The sequence below is a fragment of the Chitinophaga pendula genome, assembly GCF_020386615.1.
Taxonomy (GTDB): Bacteria; Bacteroidota; Bacteroidia; order Chitinophagales; family Chitinophagaceae; genus Chitinophaga; species Chitinophaga pendula.
In genome coordinates this window covers 6,595,358-6,621,213 of sequence record NZ_CP077769.1, presented here as the reverse complement: position 1 = coordinate 6,621,213, position 25,856 = coordinate 6,595,358, and the positions used below count along the sequence as shown (strand labels likewise).

Here is a 25,856-nt window from a genome sequence, read left to right as displayed (position 1 = left end):
GACTGACCCACCCACCGTACATGCGTCACACCTGGTACTTATTTTCATTATGCCTCTTGCTTACCGCCTGCCGCTCTCAAGAGCCCAGGCAGATCACCAAAGGTTTTTACTATTGGAAACAACGCTATACGGCCGATAGCACAGAGCAACATACCTTATCCGCCCTGCACGTACAACGATTGTACCTGCGGGCATTCGATGTGCGCATGGACCCCGCCACCCAACAACCGGTACCAGTAGCGCCCGTCGATATCCGCAGCAAAATCCCCGACTCCACCAGGATTGTACCAGTGGTATTCCTGATGAATGACATCTGGCGCAATACCGACAGCATAGCGGTAACACAACTGGCCCACCGGGTCAGCCAGTTGCTGCTGGACCGCTATAGCAGCATCCCCGCCCACCATATCCCCGAAATACAGATCGACTGCGACTGGACCCGCCAGCAGAAAGAAATCTATTTCGCTTTCCTGCGCGCATTCCGGCAGACCAATGCCTGCCAGGGCCGCCAACTCTCCGCCACCATCCGCATGCACCAGGTCAAATACCTCAGCGCCAATGGCATCCCTCCGGTCGACAAAGGACTCCTCATGTGCTACAACATGGGCGACCTCCGCAAATGGGGCGACCACAACTCCATCCTTAATATGAAAGAACTGAAGGCCTACATCGCCCCCGATCATATACAGGAATATCCATTACCTTTGGACCTGGCTTTGCCATTGTTCGAGTGGAGTGTATTGTTCAGCAAATTCGCCTACACCGGTATCTTACGTAGCATGGGGGACAAGGAACTAGCAGACAGCAAACTGTTCACACCAACCGGCGCCTATACATTTACCTGCCGGAAGGATACTATACTTAACGGCTATCCGCTACGCGAAGGAGATGTGATCCGCCGTGAGACCACCGGCCCCGCTTTGCTGAAACAAGCCGCTCAGCTCATCGCCCGCCAGCGTCAGCAATACGAGCCCACCATCATTTTTTATCACCTGGATTCTCTGACTTTAAGTAAATACACTATTGATGAACTGGAAGACATCTATCATCTTTTCCGTTAGTTTCCTGGCGGCCTTCTTCGGAGAGGTGATCTACACCTTCTCCTGCTCCGACTCCGGCGATCCTTACGATTATTATGTATCATTCATGAACCCCAACCTGGCAGAAGATAAAGGATACACTCCCTTTTATTATACCGCCCTGTCACAGTACTACCTGGATGACAACGATGAAACCTCCGCCAACGTCAACGAATGGCAGCAGATTTTTAAAACAGCGACACCAAAAGATATACAGGAATTCGTATACACTTACAGCCGTCCGCAGATGACGGCCATCTATAATCATATCGAAAAAGGCGATGCCTTGCAGGTACCGGATAGCGTAACCCGCAATACCGTCACCAAGGCACTGATCAGTAATAAAGACCGGGAGACACTGGGGTACCTGATGTACGCCAAACAATGCGAACCACATGCTTTGGCAGAAGATGCCTGGACAGCGCGTAAACCTAATATCGCACAGATGACACGCCTGCAACGCAATGGCCTGCAACTGTTCAATGTGTGCAAAGATCCGCAGGTCAAAGAACGTTTCGCCTATCAGGCCATCCGCATGGCCCATTTCAGCAACGACTATCCACGGACCATCCACCTGTACGACTCCCTGCTTGCCGGCAGCACCACTACCGGCTATATCCATTATAAATCACTGGCACTGAAAGCAGGCGCATTATATCGCACCGGCCGCAAGACGGAAAGTGCTTATTACTTCTCTCAGGTATTCCAGGCCGTACCCGCGCTGCGGCAGATGGCATTCCTCAACGCAGGCTGGACAGCGGCACCCATCACCGCTGTACTAAGGCGCTGTCGCAATAACAGCGAAAAAGCCACCGTCGCCGGCATGTATGCCTTCCGCCATGCAGATGCCTACCCAGACGGGCTGCGCCAGGTATATACCTTCGATCCGCAATCACCCATGCTCGATGTATTGCTGCTCCGCGAGATCAACAAAATAGAGGATGGCTACCTGGATCGCAATATTAACCAGGACCTCGTACGTCCCACCACCAATTATAACTGGTACTACGACCGCCCGCAAAAGAATGATTGGGTCAAACAGATACAACAGGTTACCGACAGTATAGGCAACATAGGAAAGGTACAGGATGCGGCATTGTGGAAGATCTCCTCCGCCTATATTTCCTATATGCTCAAAGACTACACCGGCGCCCGCAAACGCCTGGATGCCCTCAAACCCGCTACGTTGAAAGCGAACTACCGGGATCAATGGGAGATCGTTCGCCTGCTGGTCGCCGTCAATCAACAGCAAAACATCACGCCGGCATTCGAAGCCGAGTTACTGCAATCCTTTAAATGGCTGGACAGCAAAATACAACGGGACGACAAAGGCAAACCCGCCCGTGCCCCCTACTACTACGAAGGCGCCGACCCTGCCGGTTTCTACTTCAATCGTGTCTATCGCAACCTGCTGGATTTCATCGTCGCCAACCGCTATGCACAACTGGACGACATTCCCCATAAAGCGTTGGTACTTGCCCGTAAAGACGATATCTCCGGCGAGTACACGAGCGTAACCACCGGCAATGCCAAAGAGTTCATCCGGGAAAAGATGCAGCCCGCCGAACTGATCGCCTTGTATGAATTGAAACAATCTAAAAAACAATCTGCCCTGGAAAAATACCTGTTCAGCTATTTCCCCATGGATAATGCCGACCTCAGCGCCGCCATCGGCACCAGCTTCATACGCGTGCACGACTTCGTACATGCGCAGGAGTGGTTGAAGAAAGCACCAGATCAGGCACAACAGTCCGCCTATCACTTGTTCGATCCTTTATACCAGGACTTCGGCAGCGATCTGGATAGCAGCGGCCCCGTGATCACCCAGCAGGCTTTCGTTAACGAAATGCGCTCTCTGGAAAAAACTTTCGCTACCGGCAAAGCCACCGCCCAACAGTATCAAAAGTATGCCAACGGCCTCTTCAGCATCTCCTACTATGGTCCCAACTGGCACTTTGTAACAGGCTATCGCAGCAGCACCCGGTGGTACAGTCCCGAAAAGGATTCCGTACCTACCGAAAAAGAATACTACGGCGTATACCGCGCTGAAGAATACTACAAAAAAGCCGCCGATGCCACTACCGATAAAGAGCTCAAAGCAGCATGCCTGTTCCTCGCCGCCCGCTGTGCACAGAAACACATTCCCGTTGAACCCGATTCAGAAGACCCGGCTTATGTAAGCAAACTGAAAAAGAACATACACTTCCCGGCATTGTACCAATACAGCCAGACTAAATTCTTCCAGGCCCGGGTCGAAGAATGCTCCTATCTCCAGGACTATGTCCGGGTCAATAAGGTCACTACCAAATAACAGATTCCTTAAATATTTTTGCGCTAAGGACCGGCTCAGCCCGGTCCTTTTTAAAAAAACATACCCGATCGGGTATGAAAATCTATTTTCGTCCCAATATATACCCGATCAGGTACGCATTGTTTCCTATTACCATAAAAATTAGCTTCAATAAAAATGGGCGTTTTCGAACTATTAAAAAGTCAAGCTAACGGACAGTTTTATTTCCGCTTGAAAGCGAATAATGGAGAAACCATACTTAGAAGCGAAATGTATGTTACTAAAACAGCGGCTTTAAGTGGCTTACAGTCTGTTAAGAATAATTCTCAGCGTAGCGATAGCTATGAATCAATCACTACAAAAGATGGTAGGTACTACTTTATTGATAGTAGCTTCCTAAATAAGGAAGACAAGGAGAGATATAAAAAAATCATTCAGGAACGATCTAAACGATTAGAACCCTAGAAACCTAACACAGAGAAAGATCATTACTCCATCCTCTAACGGTATCATTATACCTTGGACGGAAAGAAAAGAAAATTTAAAAAATTTACAATGCATTCATTATAAACCACTTACAATTTTCGCGACCTGCTGCCATTTCAAAAATTTTTCCGCTTCGCGTAAATGGAATTTCCGATCCGATTAAACCCGCGCGCGTATCTGTGATACTTTTGTTGAGTTATCTGACAATCAGGAAATATTCAAATCTATCACTATATGGTTCGTAAGGCGTTACTGTTCTCGGCACTATTCCTCACTATGTTTTTGCAGACATTTGCACATGCTTTTTGGATGGAAACCAGCCCTGCCGGTAAAAAGGGAAAAGCACAGGAAGTACGTATCTATTTCGGGGAATACGCCGACAAGGACATTACGCCAGTGGCAGATTGGTTTTCTGACACCCGCGATTACACCCTCACCCTCATCACTCCCGACAAAAAAGAGATCAAACTCACCTCTACTGCTGCCAAAGATCACTTCAAGGCCAGCTTCACCCCCGACCAGGAAGGTGTGTACACGGTAGTACTGCAACACACCGTAAAAGACCTGTACAATGGCAAACGCCTGGATTATCATTCCAGTGCTGTTGTAAAGATCGGGGCTGCCAACACCGGCGACCGCCCGGAACACAACACGAACGCTGTCAGCATCTATACTGCTGCAAAAGATACTTACAAAGCCAATACAGCGGTTTCTCTGCAAACATTCTTCGACAAGCTGCCAGCTGGCCAGAAAGAGGTAGAAGTGGTAGCGCCTAATGGCTGGGGTAAAAAACTGTACACGGACAGCACCGGTATGGCCAGTTTCACACCGATATGGCCTGGCCGCTATATGGTAGAAGTAACCAGTACGGAGAAAAAATCCGGCGACCACAATGGGAAACCTTATGATGCTAATTGGCGTTGTGCTACTTACTGTATCGAAGTAATCAAATAATCATGCAAAAGAACGTTCGAAATACATCCTCACCAGCTGCCAAGCCTGCTAAAAAAGGGAAATCCCGTTTCCGCAAGGTCAATGATTTCCTGCACCTGTGGCTGGGCCTGATCTCCGGTATCATCGTGTTCATCGTGAGCGTTACCGGCTGTATCTATGCCTTCGAAAGAGAGATCCGTAACTACACACAACCCTACCAGTTCGTAGAAGCGAAACAAGCGCCCTACCTGCCACCTTCCCAGCTGAAAGTGATCGCAGCAAAAGCCGCTTTCGGCAGCAATGCCCCGGATTCTATGACCAGCAAAATATCCGGTGTAAGCTATGGCGCTCCAGGTACTGCCGCTATCGCCGCATATACCGACAAGAAAAATGGCTACACCATGGTATACATGAACCCTTACGATGGGAAAGTGTTACACCAGAAGATATTAAAGGATGACTTCTTCCGTTTCATCCTGGAAGGCCACTTCAACCTGTGGCTGCCCCGCGAGATCGGTCAGCCTATCGTAGCCTCTGCAGTACTGATATTCGTGTTCCTGCTGATCTCCGGCCTGATCATGTGGTGGCCCAAGAAATGGACCAAAGCAGCCCGCGATCAAAGCTTCAAGGTAAAATGGAAAGCCAGCTTCAAACGGGTGAATTACGACCTGCATAACGTGTTGGGGTTCTATGTGATGACCATCGCACTGGTATTAGGTCTGACAGGATTGGTATGGGGCTTTAAATGGTTCTCCAAATCCTACTATTGGACACTGACCGGTGGCAAGACCATGCCGGCAGGTAAAGGCGCGAGACCCAGCTCCGATACCTTGCAATATACCGCGGCTCTTAGTCACATACCGGAAGATGTAGTGTTCCAAAACGCACTGAAAGAGTACAAAGGCATCACCGGCACCATACAGGTACAGTTTGCCGTTAAAAAGGACGACGCTATCTCCCTGACCTACAATCCGGACCAGGGCACCTATAATAAACGAGAATTCCGTTACTTCGATCAGTATACACTAAAGGAAATACCTGGTAAGAACTTGTATTCTACCAAGTACAATAAGGCTTCTATTGGTGAAAAGATCTATCGTTCTAACTACGACATCCACGTCGGCGCTATTGCCGGCCTGCCTGGTAAGATACTCGCATTCTTCGCCAGCCTTATCTGCGCCAGCTTACCGGTAACCGGTTTCTACGTATGGTGGGGTAAAAAGAAAAAGCAGAAGAAACCAGCACTCCAAAAACCAGTACCTGCCAAAACCACTATTATTACCAGGGGTGAGCAAGTGGTACCAGCTTAATCATTTTCATTTAAATAAAAAGAACAGCGGCTGCCTCCACAGTCGCTGTTCTTTTTTTATGGTGATATAGAGATAGCGGTCGCCCACTACAACCGGGGGTCTACCGCTTCACTCTCCAGGGCCAGCACGCCGAATGCACAGCCATGTACGCGGCTCAACGGCTCCTTTTCGACAAACCGGTGCAACCCTTCCAGCCCTAGCAGGAACTCCCGCAACGCCATGGAGCGTTTGGTAGATAGCCCCCTTGCCTTTAAGCGGGTCAGGTGCTCTGGCATCGTATAGTCCGGGCCATAAATGATCCGTAGATATTCTTTTCCCCTGACCTTGATAGCCGGTTGCTCAATGCTATTGCCGTTATAGGCAACGAAGTCATATGGTTTCACCACCATCCCTTCGCCACCATTGGCCGTCAGCGCTACCCACCAGTCTGTTACTTCCTCCAGGCTCTGCGGATCATCCAGGTAAGCGATACGATAGCTGGTAGGCTGCAGTATACCGCTGTCTGCCGCACAGATATCGGCGATACGGTCCATATGCCATTCGTGCGGCTTGTCGCTCCATACCTTGCCTTCCGTGGCCATGATATGAAAAGGAGCCAGCTTGTAGTCCTCCAGGCTGTTCACCGGCCAGATATATTGCTGGTAAGCAGTGATGTATTGATGGGTATGCTCCAGTCGCTGCGCATACCGTTCCAGCAAAGGCGCCGCATCCGGATGCATGGCCTCCTGCAGGGCAGCTACCGCCGCGGTAAGGCTATGTCTGGCGGCAGCGCCTACGGGGCCATACTGTTGCTCCAGCAGGGTCTGTGCCTTGGCATTCCACGGCATCAGCTCCGCATCGAAGCATACCCATTCGGTACGGAACTCCTCGTAAAAACCAGCGGTTTCCAGGGCGGCACTCAGGCGTTGTAAAAAAGCCTGCTCCGTTTCCTTATCGTTAAAATACGCCCTGCCGGTGCGCGTATATACCGTACCGATACCTTCCCCTTCAATACCGAAGGTATCTTTGATCACTTGTTCATGCTTCCCTACTATCACGATAGTCCTGGAACCCATGTGTTTCTCTTCGCACACCACCTTTCTCACCCCGACGCCGGTAAAGTATTTAAACGCTTCCAGCGGATGTTCCAGGTAGTCGTCCAGTTTACTGGTTTCACAAGGGCTCATAGTAGGAGGGAGGTAGATCAGCCATTTGGGATTCACTGCAAAACGGCTCATCGCCTCCAGCGCGGTAACCGCCTGCTCTGCCCTTACCGTGATACGCTGACCATAGCGGGTCTCTATGAATTGTTTTCCGCTTACGTTGGCAATATCCAGCAGGTCGTCATGCGCCTGTTGCAGTGATAATGCCGGACCGGCAGGTACATGTAAAGGTCTGACAGGCTCACAGTGTACTTCCTTCGCAGGTACATCTACCAGCTCACTTTCCGGGTATCGTAAGGCCGTCAGTTTACCACCGAATACGCAGCCGGTATCTATGTCGATCGTACGGTTCAGCCATTGTGCTGTAGGTACCGGTGTGTGCCCGTATACCACCTTGGCGGCGCCTTTATATTCAGCAGCCCAGTTGTAACGTACCGGCAACCCGAATTCGTCGATCTCACCCGTAGTCTCTCCATACAGGCAGAATTCACGTACAGCGCCGGAGCCTCTTCCCTGCATAGCTTCCTTTAGTCCGGCGTGAGCCACTACCAGCCTGCCATGATCGAACACATAGTGACTGATCAATCCATCCAGGAAGGCCTGTACGTCTTCACGGAAAGCAGGCGTCTCACCAGACAGCTGCGCGATGGATTGCTCCAGCCCATGTCTTACCTGCACCTGCCGCCCCTGCAGCCATTTCAGCAACTTCACATCGTGGTTACCTGGTACGCAATAGGCCAGGCCCGCTTTTACCTGTGTCATCACTAGGCATAATACCGCCGGCGTAGCAGGTCCTCTGTCTACCAGGTCGCCCAGAAACACCAGCTTACGTCCTTCCGGATGCCGCCAGTAACCTTCCTGCTCCTGGTATCCTAGTTTAGCAATCAACAGCACCAGTTCGTCATAACAACCGTGTATATCCCCGATGATATCAAATGGCCCCGTTTCTGCCTTCTTATCATTATGCAGTGGCTGTCGTTCGATACCTGTAATACCAGCTACCTCTTCTACCGTCCGTAATTCATAGATCTGCCGGAATCCTTCTAGCTTCAACCGCCGCAGACTACGTTTGAGCGCCACCACCTGGTGTGCGATCGCATGCCGCCCCAGGTTACGGTCCGTACGTTGCTCTCCACGCTGCACGCATAATTTCTCCGACATATTGATCACGATCGCCACCGGCAATACATGGTGCTCCCTCGCCAGCTTCACCCATTCCTTACGATCCTCTTCCCGTACGTTAGTCGCATCGATCACCGTTAGCAAGCCATTCTTCAACCGCTTGGCCACAATAAACCGCGCCAGTTCAAACGCATCAGCAGATGCGGCCAGGCTATTCTCGTCATCACTTACCATCCCCCTGCATGTATCAGAAGATACGATCTCCGTAGACTTAAAATGCGTACGGGCAAAGGTGGACTTACCAGAACCGGAAGCTCCTATCAGCAATACCAGTGATAGATCCGGCACTTTTATCTTCGTTATCTGCTCTTCATTTCTGCGCATAAAAGCTCTCTCTTATTTGTATCAGTATGCGTTCTGCCATATTCCTGTCCGGCACATCAGGCAAGTCCGACTTAGCATACAATTGTTCTATTCTGTCTATTTTCTTATCCGCCATATCCAGCAGCTCTTCATATTCAAACTTACCGTTACGGATATTAAGCAGGAAATCGCGGTCATCACGATACACCCTTACCTCTTTGTACAATGCGATCTCAGAAGCCATATGCAACAAACGGAAGGTGTGCATCATATTTTTGGTATCATACTGTTTACCCAGCGCCACTGTATGGGTATACCTGGCTTCATTCCGTTTTTCCACCCACTCCCAGTATTCCAGGTACTCACGGCAGTAAACAGAATAACCGTCTTTGTTGAAGTTCATCACGGCCAAAGCCTCTATATCTTTGGGCACACTGCTCACCCGTACATCATTGGCTTCCACACCTGATATGATACCAGCCAGTGTGTCGCCTTCCGGCAGCTGTCGCTGATGATAAAGCAGGTAAGCATCCCTGAAATGCGACAGCTGTGTCAGCCCACATTCTTCCTGCCGGAATCCGTGATGACGTAACCAGTCCGCAACCGGTACGGTACCATTGCCCGCAACTACATAACAGAAGTCCAGCACCGTCTTCCGTTCCTTCTCCATTGGGCGGCTGATCTTTTTATTCAACCCTGTCGCCTTCTTGATCTGCGAACGTGCATACCCGGCAAATGTCTGCATACAGAGTTTGGACAGGAATGCCTCCGGTTTGATCAGCGACAACAGCGGATGACGATACAATATCGTATTACCGGTGCTTCCCAGCAGCTCCAGTATATTGGGATTATTTTCACAGAGCAGACCTATGAAGCGGCCTACCTCATAATACACTTCATCATTCGTGATATTCGATACCTGCGGGGTATAGGTAAGGCCATATAGCTCCTGACGGGGTAATATAAATACTCCTTTCAGATCTGTATCAGAGCTGGGTAACTGCAGGTTGTAAGCCCGGCTGCCACTGAGACACTTTAGTAGCAATTGTTCCGGATGTACGGACAATGTTTCGAATGTCATGATGGTATATATTTCCTAAATAGCTCATCCAGTTCGGCAGTATCATGCGTTACAGGTGCCAGTGCCTGTCCTTTCTCTTTACAGTAAACCAGGTTATCCGACAACCAGCCTTGCAAGAACGGCAGGGGAGTGGTGACCGCCTTTTCATCAGCAGCTTGTTTCTTTTGCAACAATACTTCGATCTCCTGTTGCCATACCGGGTCAGCGATCAGCGTTCTAAGCTGTTCGAACTGCATGGGCGGCAACCGCTGCTTATCGGTGATCCACCTCGCAGCCAGCAGCGGACGTAAGGCATAAAAGTATTTCTTCAGTCGCACCTGCACCCCTTGCAGATCGTTGGTAAACGTATTATCTGCCATAGACAGGTAATGATGCAAGCCCGCCCTTAATGAAAAATAAGCAGGCATCAACGTCTGTATATCGGCCGTAAAACCTGCCTGTTGCTGATATACGATCGGTGATTGCAGCCACTCGTATAAGGGTGCATTGGACTTCAGGAACAGCTGTAGCGCCTTGCGCAGGTCCCATCCGCTGATATCCAGCACCTCATTGACAGGCAGTTCTATTACGTCCCTGCGTTCCCGTATGCTGAGATAGGCATCACTGCGCTGGGCATAAATGAAGCGTACATCGTAGTCACTGTCTGGCGAGGCAAAACCCCAGGCACGACTACCGGATTCGCAAGCATACAGTATCGTTACGTTGTGTTCCTGCTCTATCCCTTTAAGCTGTTGCAGTATGATGTCTTTCATGTTATGCATTTTTAAATACCGCCATCTGGCTGATAGCCCCCACCAGCGGGTCTTCTTCGCCTAGTGGAAAATAAGTGACGTTGTAGCCGTATGTTGCTGTCAGCCGGTCTCCCCAATTGCGGAATTCCTGCCGGGTCCATTCAAAACGGTGATCACTGTGACGCATAGCGCCTGCCTGCATCTTTTCAAACTTCACGTTATATTCTGCATTAGGAGTGGTTACCACGATCACACCCGGTCGCGCATGCCCGAATATGGTACGCTCCAATGCTGACAGCCGGGGTACATCCAGGTGCTCGATCACCTCCACCAATGCAGCGGCGTCATATCCTTTCAGCCGATCGTCCTTATAGGTCAGTGAGCCGTGTATCAACTGTATACGTTCCCGCTGTCTTTCAGGCATACGGTCCAGCTTGAGCTTGTCCTGCGCGATCGACAGTACATAATAGCTGACATCCATCCCCAGTATACGGGTGAACTGCCTTTCTTCCAGCAACAGCTTTAGCAACTTTCCTTCTCCACATCCAAGATCGGCGATACTACCGGCACCGGTATCCAATAATACCTGCTTTACCGTCAACAGCCTTTGATCGTGCACCCTCACCTTCTCTGCCGCTACCGCAGGCGGTATGGCGTCTGCTTCCTCCGTCGATTCAACCTGTGCAGTCGCTTCGTCGGGGTTATCTTCCTCTTTCAGCAGGCTCTCCAACGCCTGATTAGCCAGGCTACGCTGATATTTCAGATAACGCACGATGATCATCTCCCGGGCAGGATGCTGTTCCAGCCAACCCTGTCCTTTCTCCAATAGCTTCTCCATTTCGTGTTTACCAACCCAATAGTGCTTCTCATTATCGCAAACTGGGATCAGGATATACAGATGGGATAGCAATGCCTGCAGGGTAACAGTATGCCGCAGGTGAAGGTCAAAGTAACGGCTATCGCCCCACTCCGGATGCTGCTCGTCGATCAAATGACGCGTACAGCTGACTTCGTATCCTAATGGTTCGAATAATCCTTTGAGTACCGCTTCGCCGCCTCTTACAGGCAACGCAGGTATCTTCACCTCAAAAGGCATAGCGACGTTCACCAGCGCTGGCTTGTCCTTACAACGGCCATTAAGTGCCGAAGAGTACACCTTAGCGATTGCGCCACTCAGTAACGAGCTAGCAGCATAAGGGCGATCATTTACGTACTGATCCAACGTAAATTCATTACCCCGCTCATTACCGTTGCCTCTCACCAGCGCAACGGGATCTATGTCCAACAGCAAGGCAGCGGTGCATCGTTCATCACTGACCGTTGTATAAAAAATATGTGCGACGCCACCCGTCACCTCTGCCTGTTGTACCTTGGCAGGGTGCTTATGCAAAAGATAACTGAGATCTGAAGCGGGGTAGTGGGTCGTAGAAATAGTTAATAACATGACTACATGTATAAATAATAAAGGTGCTACAGCCTTTTATCTGACAATAAGCTGCAAAAGTAATTCAACTCCTCTAATGAGTGCTTTTACAATTGATGAAGACGGTCAAATAAAGGACAATCCTGATTCATAGCTTATCAATACACACTATGTCGCGGCATCCCCTGTTTTTTTCATAAGCAATAAAATTAGCGCTTTTATCCAATTTCAACATATGTGTTATTCGGATCGAATTGCACCGTGGGACAGCAACAATTGACATTTGGTACACACAATTTAGTCCTAACTATGGTAAACTGCACAACGAGCTATTCAAATAACGCCTGCCGTCCCAGTGACTGGCAGCAGTATCCTGGGGGTGGTCTCTAGTCTTTACAGGCTTTTGGCGATCTCTGCGCAATAAGGCGCGTATAATGCCTGCTGCGTAGCTGAGTAGGTGATCATCAGTGTCTGTAATACAGGTGTATTCCCGGTACCCATGTAGTCGATCGTTTTAATCACGGTTTTACGATATACCACATTTCCCGCTTTATCCGTTCCGGAAATAATAAAAGCATCTTTTTTAAAGACCTTGTAAGCCAGCTTCAGATCGCTGGTAGCCAGTTTAAATGTTTGTTTCAGGGGATCTCCTTCGGTTACTGCCAATGAACCGAAAGTACGGATCTCGGCTTTCCCATCTTTAGCCATGATCACCTTGCCATCTCCATTTGCAGCCTCTTCCTCTTGGATGAAGCCAGCCGGGTAGGATATGCAAAAGGAAAACCGCTCATTACAATATTGCGACGCCTCCTGCGCGCGGGCAGCAAAAAAACTCCCAGCTACAAAGAGTGACATGAGTATATATTTCATGATGCTTATTAATTATGATTATTGGAGAGCTCTCGCAGCACTTCGCTCAATCGCTGGGTGACAGACCCGGGAGTACCATTGCCAACTGGTACGCCATCTATCTGCAGGATCGGCAATATATTTTTGGTAGTACTGGTGATAAAAGCCTCTTTCGCCTGCTTCACATCTTCCAGTGTAAATGTTGTCGCTTTGATATTGAAACCCTGTCCATCCAGTTGTAACAGCTGTTTACGGATCACGCCTGCCAGGACGTTTTCTGCCGGGGTCCATATTTCCCCAGCAGCAGTAACGATGTAAAAGTTAGCCCGCGGACATTCGGTGACGATACCCTGCTGATGATACAATACATCCTGCGCCTGGCTTTTCGCTACCAGCGGTTGCAGCCATATGGCCATTAGGTAATCGATCGTTTTGACAGTGGGTAGTTGGCGCTGATGCGCATGGGTAATGATAGCAATGCCCTGGGAGAGGGGAGGGATAGATAAGGGCTGCTGTGTGATGATCAGGTTAGGTGTAGCTGGTGTATATGCATCCGGAGCATATCCACCAGTCAGCGTAAGCCGGATACCGGCATCGGACAGATGATTCCGCTCCGTCATTTCGCTGATCACAGCCTTCAGTTCTTGCCTGCTGAACGCCACTGGTAAGTGCATGATAGAAGCGGAGTGAAAGAAACGATCCAGGTGATCATCGAAGAATAGTGCTTTGCCGTCGGTCATCTTCAGGAAATCAAAGATGCCATATCCCCGCTGTATCGACAGGTCGCTGATATATAAAGAGGCCTGGTCCTGCAACACCCATTCTCCATTGATCCAGGTATAATTTGCATTCATTATTTCGTACGGTTATAGTTTTTCAATACCGGTAATACTTTATCCAGCGGCATAGCCTCTATCTTATGTCCATCCCTGCCGGTCATGGTTTGTGCCGCAAAAAGGGAATTGATCACAGCTTCCTCGGTGGCTTCAATTACCGCCATAAAGATAGGTGACATTGCGTCATTATTGACAAGGGTAACGGTCTGCAAGGCGGTATTGGCCATGTGTGGTATACGTACTTCTTTGGCCGTAGAAAAAGCAATAACATATTCGCCACTACCATTAGAGGCGATGCCGCCGGTCTTGGCCAAACCAAGAAAGGCTCTTTTAGCCAGGCGTTGCAGGTTACGCGCATCGAGTGGAGCATCGGTGGCAACAACTACCATACAGGAACCATCTACATTGTTCAGCAGCTTGTCGCTAAAATCGAACTTTCCCAATGCTTTACCTACAGGGGCGCCTGCGATCTCCAGCACACCACCGAAATTCGTCTGTACCAATACACCTACCGTATATCCCCCCATACTTTTAGGCAGTTTGCGGGAGGCCGTACCGATGCCCCCTTTAAAACCAAAGCAAATAGTACCGGTACCGGCACCGACATTCCCCTCCGCCACTCTTCCGGTATCTGCGCGACTGATAGCAGCCAGTACATCCGTTTCCTGTACATGCTGCGCGCGGATATCGTTGAGATAACCGTCATTGGTTTCACCGGCAACTGCATTCACCGACCATACGTTGTCATTGCCTGACTGCTGCAACGTGTATTTGATCACGGCGTTAACCGCCGTAGCTACATTCAAAGTATTGGTCAAGGTGACAGGCGTTTCGATATTACCTAACTCCTGTACCTGGGTGATCCCTGCCAGTTTACCGAAGCCATTGCCGACGTAGATGGCTGCAGGTACTTTATCCTGGAAGATATTGCCTTCATGTGGCAGTACAGCCGTTACGCCGGTCCTTACCCGTCCACCTTTGATCAAGGTCGTATGTCCTACTTTCACTCCTTTTACGTCGGTAATGGCATTATTGTAGCCAGGTTTCATCACTCCGATCTCTATACCATAATCACGGGCTCTTTTTTGGGCCATACCGATATTGCCGATCAAGATACCGCACAAGAGAGGAAGTAAAAGTCGCATAGGGGACACTGTTTATGTGTGTAATAAATGTATGAAAAAAGAAGAGTAGTGTTTGATAGGTCCATTTATTTGATCTGGTATACTTCTTTGGATTTCCGGAAAGCCGATAAGCTACTATTACGGTGCTTTTTGAAGAATTTATTCAGATGACTTTCATCTGCAAAGCCAAATTCGGCTGCAATCTCGTTGATACGCCGATCGCTGAACTTCAGCCGGTGCTCTATTAATCGCAGTTTGTAGTTAGCGATATAATGCTGGATGGTCTCTCCACATTGGCTTTTAAAATAACTGCCCAGGTAGGTTTCTGATATCTTAAATGCTTCCCCGATAGCAGCTGCTTTCAACCTTTCCGGATAGTAGATATTCGCCTGTATATAGTCGATGATATCCAACACCCGTTTGTCAGTATTCCCCTTAATGCTAGCCGGCTTTATCAGTGCAATGTTCCTGGCGGCAATCACGATCAGGGAGTTGATCAGGTGTGTGGTGAGGTCTTCATTGTATAATCCTGGCTGATGAATACCTTGTAATAACAGGTCTACTATTGACCTAGCCACCGGCCAGTCGCGTTCATTTTTCATGATACAGCCGGACAGGTGCGATGCGTAATACAGCAGACATTCGATATGATCGATACTTTTCCAGCGGTATTCTTTAATGTAAGCACTATTGAAGCGAACGAGCAGGAATTCTGTGGGGGTCGTTATCTCAAAATTGTGATAATCGTTTGGCGTAAGCAGCATTAGGTTGCCTCCCCAATAATCCACTCTGTTACCATTCATGCTGAGCTTCCCGGTACCGGAGATGACATAGACCATCTGGAAAAAACCGAACTGCTGGTCCGTAAGTGGGCACTCATCTACCTTTTTGTAGATAACCTCCGCGGGCCGGTGTATATTCTCCTTCAACATATTGTAAGCGTACCTTTTTATCATAGAAAAGTACTGATTTTTCGACAAATACCAGTCTAATTTTGTCACTCAGTATCAATTTTAGACATGAAAACGACAACCTCCACTTACAAGAACACCCTGGCACTAGCCGCTGTATGCCTGTCATCGCTAATGTTCGGGCTGGAAATTTCCAGCGTGCCGGTCATATTGCCAACATTGGAAAAAGTACTGCATAGCGACCTGAAGGATATGCAATGGATCATGAATGCCTATACCATTGCCTGTACGACGGTACTGATGGCAGCAGGCACCTTAGCCGATCGTTATGGCCGTAAAAGGATCTTTCTTATTACACTTAGTTTATTTGGATTGACTTCGCTGATATGTGGCATTGCACAAAGCACTTCTGTGCTGATCATCAGCCGTTTTCTGCAAGGTATGAGTGGTGGTGCCATGCTGATCTGCCAAGTTGCCATTTTATCTCACCAGTTCCGGGATGGGAAGGAGCGTAGCAAGGCTTTTTCCATGTGGGGAGTGATATTCGGCATCGGGTTGGGATTTGGTCCTATCATCGGTGGGATGATTGTGGCTGTATCGAGCTGGCATTGGGTATTCCTGGCGCATGCGCCGCTCTCTATCGTGACGCTGGTGCTGGCGATCACCGGGGTGACTGAATCCAGCGATCCTGATGCGAAACGATTGGATATAGGAGGGATCATTACACTCACAATAGCGATATTGGGATTGACCTACTACATCACACAAGGTCCTGAGTTGGGCTTTGGAAGCCCGGTAGCCCTCAGTATCATCGCCATTGCGACCTTGTCGTTCCTGACCTTCCTTTATGTAGAGCATAAGATCGCGCATCCGATGTTTGACTTCTCGGTGTTCCGTATCCGTAATTTTTCGGGCGCTATCATCGGGTCTATTGGTATGAACTTCAGTTTCTGGCCATTCATGATCTACCTGCCTATTTATTTCCAGCGGGCATTGGGATATGATATTGTGACGGCGGGCACTTCATTGTTGGCTTATACATTACCCACACTGGTCTTTCCGCCGTTGGCAGAGCGACTGTCGGTCCGGTATCATCCACGCTTCGTCATCCCTGCCGGATTGTTTCTTATAGGGCTTGGTTTTATACTGATGCGCTTTGGTAGTAGCGTACCTGCTGCGAGCTGGCTAACGATGTTGCCCGGGTCGCTGATCGCGGGTATCGGATTAGGGTTTACCAATACACCGGTGACTAATACGACGACTGCGGCGGTACCTAGTTCGAGGGCAGGCATGGCATCGGGGATAGATATGAGTGCCCGTTTGATCACGCTGGCGATCAACATCGCATTAATGGGTTTTCTGCTGGTATTGGGGATTCATTCACACTTGCAACGTGCTTTTGCCGGCTCCATCGACAGCGGGCAGTTGCGCGTGCTGGCGGAAAGGGCTGCGGCTGGTAATGCCGCCACACTGGCCCAGGAGATACCTGCATTAGCCCGGCTGGACCCTACAGGTTCCAGCCTGCATGATGCACTGGTACATGGCTTTGGGGTACTGATGCTGTTTGGCGGTATCGGGGTGTGGATATTGGCAATAGCGAGCTTTGTGATCTTTGGAAAGGGAGAAGGGCAAGCATTACCTGCGACGGGCGATGCTGTTATCAGGATGCATTGACGGTAATAAGGATCAGAAAATAGGCGGTTCATCAATGATGAGCCGCCTATTTTCTTTTATGAGCGTTGTGTGACTATGAATTTACTTTTCCCATCACGTACATCTGATCCATGGTAGGCGTAGGGCTACCACCTGCGTTTTCCAGCGTAATGGCGAATGCTTGCGCTTTCTCTGTTGTCTTAAGCTGGCATATGTCTTCACAGTTATCCAGCATGCCGGCATCTACCGGTTTACCATCTACCAATGCCCATAGCTGGTATTGTTTGCCTTCCGGTGCTTTGGGCAGGCTATTAGCGAAAAGGTATACTTCTTTGGTCTGCGTGTTCCAGTAAATAGTAGCGAGGTCGTTTTCGCGGCCTGCAATACCCGGCATCATTACTTTCAACATACCAGGGTCGGAGATGGTCCGGATGTGCTGGTACATATTTTGTACCTGTTGCTGATGCGCTTTGTTATCAGCCATCAGGAGATGCTGACCATTTAGTAAAACCGTATAGCTGTCGTTGACCTTCTTATATTGTACGTATAGCAGGACGTTGGTAGCGATGCTGATGACGAGGAGGGCTACCGCTGCGGCAGCCATGACCCGGTAGGCGCTCAGTTTTTTAACAGGAGTACCTACGGGAGTGATTCCAACTTTTTGTTCTTTGGTTTGTTGAAAGACAAGCGGTTTAAATTCATTTTGCAGTGAGGCCAGCAGATTTTTTTTCAGATCAAAGGTAATGGGTATAGCGTTCTGCCTGGCATTAGCTTCCAGTGCTCTCTCACACGATTCAATAGCGGCCTGTATCTCAGGGTACTGCAATCTCAGCTTTTCGAGCTCTGCAGTTTCCTGTTGATCGGCTACGCCCATGACATAGCTCTCGATAGTGCCACTCATTATGTATTCTTGTATATCCACTTATAAATTAATCATTTGCCTAAGTTGGACTAATGCAGCTCTAAGCCTTGTCTTTACTGTTCCCAGGGGGATGCTGAGCATTTTAGATATCTCGTCCTGGGTGTAACCCTGAAAATAAGATAACTCTACTAAAATTTTGTGTTCTTCTTTTAAACTCTGCACAATTTTCCTCAGGCTGGTATCTCCAATGTTGTTCGGTGTGGTGTCTGCCAGTAGTAAGAAGTCGTCTGTTAGTTCATTATTTCTTTTGCTATTTCTCCATTCTTTGCTACGTATGGCATCGATAGCTGTACTACGGGCAATACTATGCATCCAGGTAAAGAGTCTACCTTTATGCGTGTCATAATTGTCGATCAATCGCCATATTTTCACAAAAACCTCCTGTACTACGTCACCTGCCATAGTGTGATCAGGTATGATATTCACGACGATACCATACAATGCAGATGAGTAATTGTCATAGAGATAGCTGAACGCTGATTGTTGGCGCTGTTTTAACGATTCAACTAGTTCCTGCTCACTATTATATGTGGGTGGGATGCTCAAAAGTAGATCAGTAATCAAATTGTGTCTTTATGTACGTAATATCCCCATCCTTTAGATTGGTCCCCCATTATTAATTTTATAACAGGGGACCACCTTTCCAGCACATTAAGCGAGCCGGGCTATACGGTACATGGATCTAACTATTCGTTTACCCACAGTGTCCATTTGCTATCAAATTTGTACCATTTGCCATCGGCTCCTTCCCATTTCCACTCAGGCACTTCTGACCACTCTTTACCATCCGCACTCCACACGAGTTTTTTGTCGTGGATCTTCAGCCATTTGCCGTCTTTATCAGCCCAAGCACCATCGGGTACGGCAGCCCATTTTTTACCATCTTCACTCCACCATACTTTAGCTTGTTTGTCCAGCTTGTACCAAAGGGTTTTGCCCTCTTTAGCGCCTGCCCAGGTACCGGTTTTGGATTTAGCCCAGTCAGCCATGGTACTTACGTACGTGGAGCCTGTAGTGATGTTAGTAGGTGTTGCAGCGTTTACAGTCATATTCGCCACGAGTAACATGATGGTTCCGGCTGCGATGAGTCCTGTTGATCTTGACATAATTCTTAGTTTAGTTTTTTTGATTGTATTCGGATACGGTTACGATTTAATGAAAGGCTTTACGATAGCCAGCACCTGATCGGCGGTGAGGGGTTCATCGAAGCTTTCGCTGGCAGCATTAGCGCTGACGAAACCGGCGATATTTACGCCAGCCTGTGTCGTTACTTCCTCGCCATTATAGCTGGCTTGTACCGCGGCGCCGATACCACCTGTATCATTACCTGTGATCCAGGGTTTGAGATTGGCGCCTCTGGCTTTACGCATCTGGCGGATATGCGAAGCATGACGGGCTTCTACGGAATGTATCTGCAGTGCAGCAGTCAGTACGTCGTTGTTACTGATCAGCTCACCAGCCCGGCCTTTGTAGGCTCTGACACCGGTATCCTCGAAGGTCTGTGCTACTGCCAGGAAGGTATCGTAGTTGGTGAATACGTTGCCGAATGCACCACCTGCGGTAAAGTCGAAGGTTGGTTTATTCACTGCTACTGCATTCAATGACATGAGCGCTTTCTTCAGGAATTCCACGTGCGCTTTCTCATGATCGCGGATAGTATTGATAGCTCCTACTGCTGGCGTGCCAGCAGGTACTAAGTTGGGGGCAGCAGCGCCATTAGTATAAAATTCTGCTTCGAGATATTCGAGTGTAAGTGCGTAGTTAAGCACACCGGCGATACCGGTAGAGGTTTGTCCATATGCTTTCTTGAACATGCCGCCCAGTGCAAACGGGACTGCCGCCAATGCGATCTTTCCACTCATGCGCATGAATTCTTTCATAGCGCTGCGGCGGCCATCGAGTCGCTCGTATACTTCAGGATCTACTTTTTCTATTTCTGTAAGGATATTATTGATGTTCATGATTCAATTTTTTTTTGGGTAAGCATTATTGATCAGATCAGGATGTAGGCAGGTTACCACCCCATAGTTGAGACTTGAGGAAACCTTTGGCGGTGTCTAGTACTTTGCTTGGCTCGTAAGCCAGGTCAAGGCCATTAGCATCTATCACCGTATTGTCAGCAAAGGTGCCGTTGGATATAAGGTCTCTGATCAATGCAGCATGGCGGGCTTCTACGGATACGATCTTACCGGCGAGCAGCAGGTAATTGGCATCTACCAGCAGCTTACCGGCACCGTTGTAGGCGGATACGCCAAGATCTTCGAATGCTTTGGCGGTAGCCAGTACGCTATCTCTTTTGCTAAAGTCGATGGCGGCAAAGTTCACTTCCAGTTTTTGGATGGCTTTGGCACCCAGGGCAGTTTTGAAGAATTCGCGGTGTGCTACTTCATGGTCGCGAATGTCTGTAAGCAGGGATATCTCTGCGGCGGTGGCACCACTGTAAGGAGTGAGGGCGACCTGTGTATAGAAGGCTGCTTCCAGTTGTTCAAGAGCGTAGGCGTAGTTTAAGATACCGATATCACCGGTGCCGAGGTCGATGCTACCGGGAGGTTGCATGTTACCATTATCCTTATCCTTTTTACAGGCGGCAATGACGGCAGTGGCTGTTACACCGAGACCGATGCCTGCGAGGAACTTTCTTCTATGCATCAGGTTAGCCCTGGTATCTTGCTCCGGAGCGGCATCCTGTAAGTGAAATGCTTGTTTTGCCATAATAATAGGTTTGAATGTTGGATAATAATGCCATTGGGTAGCCTAACTTACGGATCGGGAAGTTCAAGGCAGCCCATTTAGCTACGGAATGTTTTTCCGGAAAGTTTGGGGGATTAAAAATTTATTTTGAGCGTAAAAAAAGGGAGAAGGTAAACCAGAAAGGACTGCATGCGGATGCAGTCCTTCTTTTGGGGCTAAAGCTTCTGGCTACTATGGCCTAGAAGAGAATACCGGCTAGTATTGCTCCCAATGTGGTACCGAGGCCCGGAACGAGTGAATTCAGAAGTCCGATAACTACTGGTAACATAACTAATAAATTTAGTGTGAAAGCCTACTCTCTTTACTGGTTTTCGGCGATTCCCAGGGTTAAAAATTATGGTACTATTAAGTTAATACGGATTGGTGGAAAATGGATTATTCATTTCATTCATTGTCGGATGTAAAGCATGACCTCGCTAAGAATGTAGTTCATTTTGTCTTTTTATTTAAATTCACATTTTACAATTGCCTATATGCAAGACTATTCGGACCTTGACCTTTGGGGATTGATCAGACAGGGGGACACTGCTGCTTTTGGGGTACTTTATGAGCGAAAATGGGAGACGCTTTATCACACGGTTTACTGGCGTGTACTTAGCCAGGAAGATACACAGGACATTCTTCATGACATTTTTTGCCGATTTTGGGAAAAACGGCAACAGATCAACATTACAGATACTGTAGACGGTTATTTCCGGACCGCTGCGAGATTCAGTGTACTAAACCACTTACGTGCCAAGGGATTACGGGAGCGCCATATGCAGCTATCTTCGTTGACGACACAAGAGCAGAGCGACAGCACTACGGCGCTGACGCATGCACAAGAATTAAAGCGTTTGTACGAGGAGCAGGTTAACCTACTGCCGGAGAAGATGAAAGTTATATACCTTTTGAGCCGGGAAGAGCATCAGACGATAGAAGCAATAGCGAAACGGCTGTCTATTTCGCCTCAAACGGTTAAAAACCAGGTTAGCAGCGCCCTTAAAAAGATCCGCGCCGGGCTGGCCGGATATGAGTTTTTTGTTCTTTTAACCGGGGATATAAAGCTACTGCAAGTTTTTTTTGAAATGTTCTAGTACCTGGCATCATTTCAAGTGTCTTTTTTATATCCAGATATTGCACGTCAGTTTTTAAGCATTAATCAGGCTATCTATGCACAAGCCAGATGAAGAAACGCTATCCGCATTATTGGCCAAATATCAGGAGCAGCGGTGCACACCCGCAGAAATTGAGATATTACATAAGTGGTACGAAGGATTTACGGCATTTGATATGCTGACTTTTACTTCAGACGAGGAAAAGGCCGACATCAAAGCGCTGTTACGGGAACGTATTGCCGCCAGTACTGGTATGAGGATACCTGTGTCGCCCACTAACAGACGATATGGGCTAATGTCCAGGCCCATTATTAGATGGATGACCGCGGCATCGCTATTGTTTATGCTAACGCTGACCTGGTATTTTTTGTCCAGGGAGCGGAATCAGCTTATATACGTAGACGTGCCCAAAGGAGGCCAGCAGTTGCTGGTGAAATTGCCGGACCAGTCGCAGATATGGCTTAGTCCGGGCAGCACCGTACGTTATGCTTCTTCTTTTGGTACAGATAACCGTACGATTTCGCTTGAGGGAATGGCTTTTTTCGACGTGGTAGCCGATGCGTCATCACCTTTTATCATCAATACGCCGGCAGATATCCAAGTCAGAGTGCTGGGAACTGCCTTCAGTGTACAGGCTTATGATGCTATGCCTACCGTAGCAATAACGGTAATCAATGGCAAGGTAAAGGTCAGTAGCGGCCAGGCAGATACTTCCTTACTGGGCGCCGGACAGCAATTGGCATACCACAAAAAAAAACGGTCATTATATTGTAACCGATGCAGATACAGCGGCCATAAAAAAGCAGGTAATTGGGGAATTCCCGCTTAATGATGCAACGATAGATGAAGTAGCTCTTATGCTTAATAATATTTACAATGTGGAGGTGACTTATGATAAAGCCGCCCTGCAATATTGTAGATTCAGTCTGCTTTTTTCAACAAAACTAAGCCTATCGCAAACATTAGATATGCTAAATGCGATCAGTGATCTCACTTATAAGATCAGTGACAATAAAGTAATTATTATCGGAGCACATTGTTAGACATTAATTTTTAATTATCCGGCGCGTGTCCCTTCAGGGTCCGAAGGGGTATGCTTTGCCCGGCAGACCTATGACTACTATAAATTTTATATGCATGAACGTGAAACGTGTCAAAGGGATCACCTATGCAGCACTGTTATTAATCTTGTGTATTACATGTAGGCAGAGTTATGCGCAGCTGGCACCAAAATCTATCGACATTGAATTTACAGATGAACCATTGAAAGATGCGTTAGATAAACTACGAAACGCCAGTAGCATCCCTTTGAACTATGAAAGTAGTCGCTTAAAGCAATATAGTGTAAAGGCAAAAAAGTTCAAGGCCGCGACACTATCTATTATATTAGAACATCTTTTATCCGGTACAGATCTGGTGTATGAGTTGCGTAATGAGATGTTATTAATACGCCGGAAAAGTATGCCCTTAGGTAGCAGACGCAGTATCAGCGGCCGTATAACAGACAACAGTTCGGGAGAACAACTGATAGGTGTCACAATAGCGGTACCGTTCATGCAGGAAGGAACTGTTACCAATAATTACGGCCATTTTAGCATTGCGCTGCCTGCCGATTCGCAGCTACTCAGGTTTTCCTACCTGGGATTTGAGACAATAGATACGCTGGTCGACATACGAAATATCAGCCAGCTTAACATCAGGATGCGGCAAGAACCTGCGCAATCGCTGAATACAGTGACTATTATATCGGATCAAGCAGTTCCATTGCAACAGACTTCCCAGATGAGCAAGGTAAGTGTACCGGTGATACAAATGCAGTCGATGCCACGATTCTTCGGAGAGACCGACCTGATGAAAACATTGCAGATGTTGCCAGGTGTGCAGCAGGGAAGTGAAGCTACCAGTGCGCTGCTGGTAAGAGGTGGATCTCCTGATCAGAATCTTGTATTGCTTGACGAGGCTCCCTTGTATAATCCTTCCCATCTGATGGGGATTTTCTCTGCCTTCAATACCTACGCCATCAAACATGTAGAGCTGTATAAAGGAGCATTTCCTGCGCGCTTCGGAGGCAGGTTATCTTCAGTAGTAGATATCTCTATGAAGGATGGTAATATGCACCGGTTGCAAGGCAACGTTATGGTAGGATTGTTGGCGTCGCAATTAACCCTAGAAGGTCCATTAATAAAAGATAAAACCTCTTTTATATTATCTGGCAGAAGGACTTATCATGATCTGTATGTCGGCCCAATAATAAAAAGTGACAGCCCGGTTGAACAATTTGCGCTATACTTTTATGACCTCAATGCAAAAGTGCATCATAAATTTTCAGATAAAGATCATGTTTATCTAAGTGCTTATGCAGGCAGAGATCGTTTTAAAATAAAAACAAATTACAGTACAAACCAAACGAATAGCGAAAGGTCCATAATAGACAACAGACTGCAGTGGCAGCATCTTAGTACGACCTTACGCTGGAATCATACATTCTCAAATAAACTATTTATGAACACCACTGCTTTGTTCTCAAAGTATGGTTTTAACACTTCTATCAAATCGGCACTAACTACAAATCTTGTAAAAAACATTTATGACTGGAGCGTAGTATCTGGCATCACAGATTTTACCGGTAAAATAGACCTCGATTATCGACCTGTGCCGGTACATAGTTTAAGAATGGGTGCTTCTTATACTAACCATGCCTTCGAACCCGGCAGTAGCAGTATGCGGCAGTCCATTGACCAAGAAGTACTCGCTAATGAGCGATTTAATGCCAAGGTAAACGCTACTGAGCTGGACATCTATGCCGAAGATGACTGGCAGCTGTCTGATAAGTTAAAGGTCAACATTGGTCTTCATGCCAGTTCATTTGCGGTAGAAGGCAAATTGTATACCTCCCTGCAGCCTCGTCTTAGTGCCCGCTATCTGGTGCGTAGAGATTGGGCTATCAAGGCGTCTTATGCCCGGATGACACAATATCTTCATTTATTAGCTAGTAATTCAATCTCTCTACCTACTGATTTATGGGTACCGGCGACTAAAAGTATATCCCCCCAGCAGTCCGATCAGTTTGCATTGGGACTTGCCCGTAGTATATGGCAGGACAAGGCAGAATTTTCCTTAGAGGGCTACTATAAGAAAATGAAGAATGTTATCGAATACCGGGAAGGTATCAGTTATGTACTGAATGGACAGAACAGTGACTGGCAGAGTAAAGTGACGGCAGGTAATGGCACTACATATGGTATGGAGATGTTATTGCAAAAGAAAGCCGGCCGGTTATCGGGGTGGTTAGGATATACGCTGGCCTGGAGTAATAGGCAGCTACCGGATGTAAACAGCGGACGAAGCTTTCCTTTTAAATATGACCGCCGGCATACCGTAAATGTAGTCTCTATATATAAGCTAACACCTGGCATTGAACTTTCAGGAGCTTTTATCTTTCAAAGTGCCTCTCCCTTTACTATTACAACTACCCAATATGAAGATGCTTCCCTCAATGAAGAGCTAAATTTTGTGACGGGGCGTAATAATGTAAGGCTTAACGCGATTCATCGCTTAGATGTCGGTATCAATTTTATTAAAGAGCGACGTAATGGTAAGGTACGAACCTGGAACGTAAGTGTTTACAACATTTACAACCGAAAAAATCTTTTTCATTTCGTAGTAGATAGCTATTCCGATAACACCGTAAACCTGAAGGGTACCAGCTTAATGCCTATTCTTCCAAGTATATCATACAGTTTAAAGTTCTAG

General features: G+C 47.8%; 23 protein-coding genes. 10 read left to right on the top strand and 13 right to left on the bottom strand.

Translation table 11 applies throughout. The features are described 5' to 3' along the window. Positions 1–20 precede the first annotated feature (20 nt). The 5 genes from KTO58_RS24885 to KTO58_RS24865 all read left to right on the top strand — a co-directional run bounded on the left by KTO58_RS24885 (position 21) and on the right by KTO58_RS24865 (position 6,098). Positions 21–1,061, top strand: coding sequence for a hypothetical protein (locus KTO58_RS24885; RefSeq protein WP_095836811.1), 1,041 nt, complete (start codon positions 21–23; stop codon positions 1,059–1,061). After that, a complete protein-coding gene (locus KTO58_RS24880) occupies positions 1,027–3,390 on the top strand; it encodes a hypothetical protein (protein ID WP_095836812.1) in 2,364 nt (787 codons plus the stop codon). Before KTO58_RS24885 ends, KTO58_RS24880 begins: the two co-directional genes overlap by 35 nt. Before the next feature lie 156 nt (positions 3,391–3,546). Next, positions 3,547–3,834 (top strand): YegP family protein, encoded by a 288-nt coding sequence (locus KTO58_RS24875; RefSeq protein ID WP_095836813.1) that lies wholly within the window; start codon positions 3,547–3,549, stop codon positions 3,832–3,834. A 255-nt stretch (positions 3,835–4,089) separates the two neighbouring features. After that, a complete protein-coding gene (locus KTO58_RS24870) occupies positions 4,090–4,809 on the top strand; it encodes a DUF4198 domain-containing protein (RefSeq protein ID WP_095836814.1) in 720 nt (239 codons plus the stop codon). A 2-nt stretch (positions 4,810–4,811) separates the two neighbouring features. After that, positions 4,812–6,098 (top strand): PepSY-associated TM helix domain-containing protein, encoded by a 1,287-nt coding sequence (locus KTO58_RS24865; RefSeq protein WP_095836815.1) that lies wholly within the window; start codon positions 4,812–4,814, stop codon positions 6,096–6,098. A gap of 86 nt (positions 6,099–6,184) precedes the next feature. Here KTO58_RS24865 and KTO58_RS24860 read toward each other — a convergent pair whose 3' ends face one another. From KTO58_RS24860 to KTO58_RS24825, 8 genes are all read right to left on the bottom strand, one after another. Beyond that, the gene (locus tag KTO58_RS24860) at positions 6,185–8,746 is read right to left on the bottom strand and encodes a polynucleotide kinase-phosphatase (RefSeq protein WP_095836816.1); all 2,562 of its coding nucleotides are present in this window, start codon (positions 8,744–8,746) and stop codon (positions 6,185–6,187) included. Further along, positions 8,733–9,806 carry a DNA polymerase beta superfamily protein gene (locus KTO58_RS24855; protein WP_095836817.1) on the bottom strand — a complete coding sequence of 358 codons (1,074 nt, stop codon included), beginning with the start codon at positions 9,804–9,806 and terminating at the stop codon, positions 8,733–8,735. Before KTO58_RS24855 ends, KTO58_RS24860 begins: the two co-directional genes overlap by 14 nt. Further along, positions 9,803–10,558: a nucleotidyltransferase domain-containing protein gene (locus tag KTO58_RS24850; protein ID WP_095841402.1), complete on the bottom strand. Its 756-nt coding sequence runs from the start codon at positions 10,556–10,558 to the stop codon at positions 9,803–9,805. The genes KTO58_RS24855 and KTO58_RS24850 overlap by 4 nt, the downstream gene beginning before the upstream one ends. Position 10,559: 1 nt before the next feature. Further along, entirely contained in the window at positions 10,560–11,981 is a 1,422-nt protein-coding gene (locus KTO58_RS24845) for a 3' terminal RNA ribose 2'-O-methyltransferase Hen1 (RefSeq protein WP_095836818.1), read from the bottom strand. Between the two features lie 372 nt (positions 11,982–12,353). After that, positions 12,354–12,830, bottom strand: coding sequence for a hypothetical protein (locus KTO58_RS24840; RefSeq protein WP_095836819.1), 477 nt, complete (start codon positions 12,828–12,830; stop codon positions 12,354–12,356). Between the two features lie 8 nt (positions 12,831–12,838). Beyond that, the gene (locus KTO58_RS24835) at positions 12,839–13,663 is read right to left on the bottom strand and encodes an aminotransferase class IV (RefSeq protein WP_095836820.1); all 825 of its coding nucleotides are present in this window, start codon (positions 13,661–13,663) and stop codon (positions 12,839–12,841) included. Then, a complete protein-coding gene (locus KTO58_RS24830; protein ID WP_095836821.1) occupies positions 13,663–14,790 on the bottom strand; it encodes a DmpA family aminopeptidase in 1,128 nt (375 codons plus the stop codon). Before KTO58_RS24830 ends, KTO58_RS24835 begins: the two co-directional genes overlap by 1 nt. Positions 14,791–14,855: 65 nt before the next feature. Further along, positions 14,856–15,725 (bottom strand): AraC family transcriptional regulator, encoded by an 870-nt coding sequence (locus KTO58_RS24825; RefSeq protein ID WP_198315121.1) that lies wholly within the window; start codon positions 15,723–15,725, stop codon positions 14,856–14,858. A gap of 63 nt (positions 15,726–15,788) precedes the next feature. On the opposite strand from KTO58_RS24825, the gene KTO58_RS24820 reads away from it, so the two are divergent. Further along, entirely contained in the window at positions 15,789–17,354 is a 1,566-nt protein-coding gene (locus KTO58_RS24820) for an MFS transporter (RefSeq protein ID WP_095836822.1), read from the top strand. A 73-nt stretch (positions 17,355–17,427) separates the two neighbouring features. Here KTO58_RS24820 and KTO58_RS24815 read toward each other — a convergent pair whose 3' ends face one another. From KTO58_RS24815 to KTO58_RS24795, 5 genes are all read right to left on the bottom strand, one after another. Then, complete coding sequence (locus KTO58_RS24815) at positions 17,428–18,234, bottom strand: anti-sigma factor (RefSeq protein WP_095836823.1); 807 nt, start codon at positions 18,232–18,234, stop codon at positions 17,428–17,430. A 21-nt stretch (positions 18,235–18,255) separates the two neighbouring features. Further along, positions 18,256–18,819, bottom strand: coding sequence for an RNA polymerase sigma factor (locus tag KTO58_RS24810; RefSeq protein ID WP_225859907.1), 564 nt, complete (start codon positions 18,817–18,819; stop codon positions 18,256–18,258). Between the two features lie 122 nt (positions 18,820–18,941). Further along, on the bottom strand, positions 18,942–19,361 hold the full coding sequence (locus tag KTO58_RS24805) for a hypothetical protein (RefSeq protein WP_225859906.1): 420 nt from the start codon (positions 19,359–19,361) through the stop codon (positions 18,942–18,944). 39 nt (positions 19,362–19,400) lie between these two features. Next, positions 19,401–20,216, bottom strand: coding sequence for a ferritin-like domain-containing protein (locus tag KTO58_RS24800; RefSeq protein WP_095836825.1), 816 nt, complete (start codon positions 20,214–20,216; stop codon positions 19,401–19,403). A gap of 37 nt (positions 20,217–20,253) precedes the next feature. Further along, a complete protein-coding gene (locus KTO58_RS24795) occupies positions 20,254–20,967 on the bottom strand; it encodes a ferritin-like domain-containing protein (RefSeq protein WP_095836826.1) in 714 nt (237 codons plus the stop codon). 512 nt (positions 20,968–21,479) lie between these two features. Here KTO58_RS24795 and KTO58_RS24790 point away from each other — a divergent pair. The 4 genes from KTO58_RS24790 (at position 21,480) to KTO58_RS24775 (ending at position 25,856) form a co-directional block, all read left to right on the top strand. Next, on the top strand, positions 21,480–22,082 hold the full coding sequence (locus KTO58_RS24790) for an RNA polymerase sigma factor (RefSeq protein ID WP_095836827.1): 603 nt from the start codon (positions 21,480–21,482) through the stop codon (positions 22,080–22,082). A gap of 76 nt (positions 22,083–22,158) precedes the next feature. Then, on the top strand, positions 22,159–22,932 hold the full coding sequence (locus KTO58_RS24785) for a FecR family protein (protein WP_225859905.1): 774 nt from the start codon (positions 22,159–22,161) through the stop codon (positions 22,930–22,932). A 28-nt stretch (positions 22,933–22,960) separates the two neighbouring features. Then, positions 22,961–23,146: a DUF4974 domain-containing protein gene (locus KTO58_RS28980; protein ID WP_371878179.1), complete on the top strand. Its 186-nt coding sequence runs from the start codon at positions 22,961–22,963 to the stop codon at positions 23,144–23,146. Between the two features lie 94 nt (positions 23,147–23,240). Next, the gene (locus tag KTO58_RS24775) at positions 23,241–25,856 is read left to right on the top strand and encodes a TonB-dependent receptor (protein ID WP_198315122.1); all 2,616 of its coding nucleotides are present in this window, start codon (positions 23,241–23,243) and stop codon (positions 25,854–25,856) included.

What these genes read in the sequence shown, in the direction of transcription:
- KTO58_RS24860 (WP_095836816.1), bottom strand. Translation starts at nt 8,746, where the DNA reads ATGCGCAGAAATGAAGAGCAGATAACGAAGATAAAAGTGCCGGATCTA.
- KTO58_RS24815 (WP_095836823.1), bottom strand. Translation starts at nt 18,234, where the DNA reads ATGAGTGGCACTATCGAGAGCTATGTCATGGGCGTAGCCGATCAACAG.
- KTO58_RS24865 (WP_095836815.1), top strand. Translation starts at nt 4,812, where the DNA reads ATGCAAAAGAACGTTCGAAATACATCCTCACCAGCTGCCAAGCCTGCT.
- KTO58_RS28980 (WP_371878179.1), top strand. Translation starts at nt 22,961, where the DNA reads ATGCTTAATAATATTTACAATGTGGAGGTGACTTATGATAAAGCCGCC.
- KTO58_RS24795 (WP_095836826.1), bottom strand. Translation starts at nt 20,967, where the DNA reads ATGGCAAAACAAGCATTTCACTTACAGGATGCCGCTCCGGAGCAAGAT.
- KTO58_RS24885 (WP_095836811.1), top strand. Translation starts at nt 21, where the DNA reads ATGCGTCACACCTGGTACTTATTTTCATTATGCCTCTTGCTTACCGCC.
- KTO58_RS24845 (WP_095836818.1), bottom strand. Translation starts at nt 11,981, where the DNA reads ATGTTATTAACTATTTCTACGACCCACTACCCCGCTTCAGATCTCAGT.
- KTO58_RS24870 (WP_095836814.1), top strand. Translation starts at nt 4,090, where the DNA reads ATGGTTCGTAAGGCGTTACTGTTCTCGGCACTATTCCTCACTATGTTT.
- KTO58_RS24775 (WP_198315122.1), top strand. Translation starts at nt 23,241, where the DNA reads ATGAACGTGAAACGTGTCAAAGGGATCACCTATGCAGCACTGTTATTA.
- KTO58_RS24785 (WP_225859905.1), top strand. Translation starts at nt 22,159, where the DNA reads ATGCACAAGCCAGATGAAGAAACGCTATCCGCATTATTGGCCAAATAT.
- KTO58_RS24875 (WP_095836813.1), top strand. Translation starts at nt 3,547, where the DNA reads ATGGGCGTTTTCGAACTATTAAAAAGTCAAGCTAACGGACAGTTTTAT.
- KTO58_RS24800 (WP_095836825.1), bottom strand. Translation starts at nt 20,216, where the DNA reads ATGAACATCAATAATATCCTTACAGAAATAGAAAAAGTAGATCCTGAA.
- KTO58_RS24825 (WP_198315121.1), bottom strand. Translation starts at nt 15,725, where the DNA reads ATGATAAAAAGGTACGCTTACAATATGTTGAAGGAGAATATACACCGG.
- KTO58_RS24820 (WP_095836822.1), top strand. Translation starts at nt 15,789, where the DNA reads ATGAAAACGACAACCTCCACTTACAAGAACACCCTGGCACTAGCCGCT.
- KTO58_RS24790 (WP_095836827.1), top strand. Translation starts at nt 21,480, where the DNA reads ATGCAAGACTATTCGGACCTTGACCTTTGGGGATTGATCAGACAGGGG.
- KTO58_RS24850 (WP_095841402.1), bottom strand. Translation starts at nt 10,558, where the DNA reads ATGAAAGACATCATACTGCAACAGCTTAAAGGGATAGAGCAGGAACAC.
- KTO58_RS24880 (WP_095836812.1), top strand. Translation starts at nt 1,027, where the DNA reads ATGAACTGGAAGACATCTATCATCTTTTCCGTTAGTTTCCTGGCGGCC.
- KTO58_RS24835 (WP_095836820.1), bottom strand. Translation starts at nt 13,663, where the DNA reads ATGAATGCAAATTATACCTGGATCAATGGAGAATGGGTGTTGCAGGAC.
- KTO58_RS24830 (WP_095836821.1), bottom strand. Translation starts at nt 14,790, where the DNA reads ATGCGACTTTTACTTCCTCTCTTGTGCGGTATCTTGATCGGCAATATC.
- KTO58_RS24805 (WP_225859906.1), bottom strand. Translation starts at nt 19,361, where the DNA reads ATGTCAAGATCAACAGGACTCATCGCAGCCGGAACCATCATGTTACTC.
- KTO58_RS24855 (WP_095836817.1), bottom strand. Translation starts at nt 9,806, where the DNA reads ATGACATTCGAAACATTGTCCGTACATCCGGAACAATTGCTACTAAAG.
- KTO58_RS24840 (WP_095836819.1), bottom strand. Translation starts at nt 12,830, where the DNA reads ATGAAATATATACTCATGTCACTCTTTGTAGCTGGGAGTTTTTTTGCT.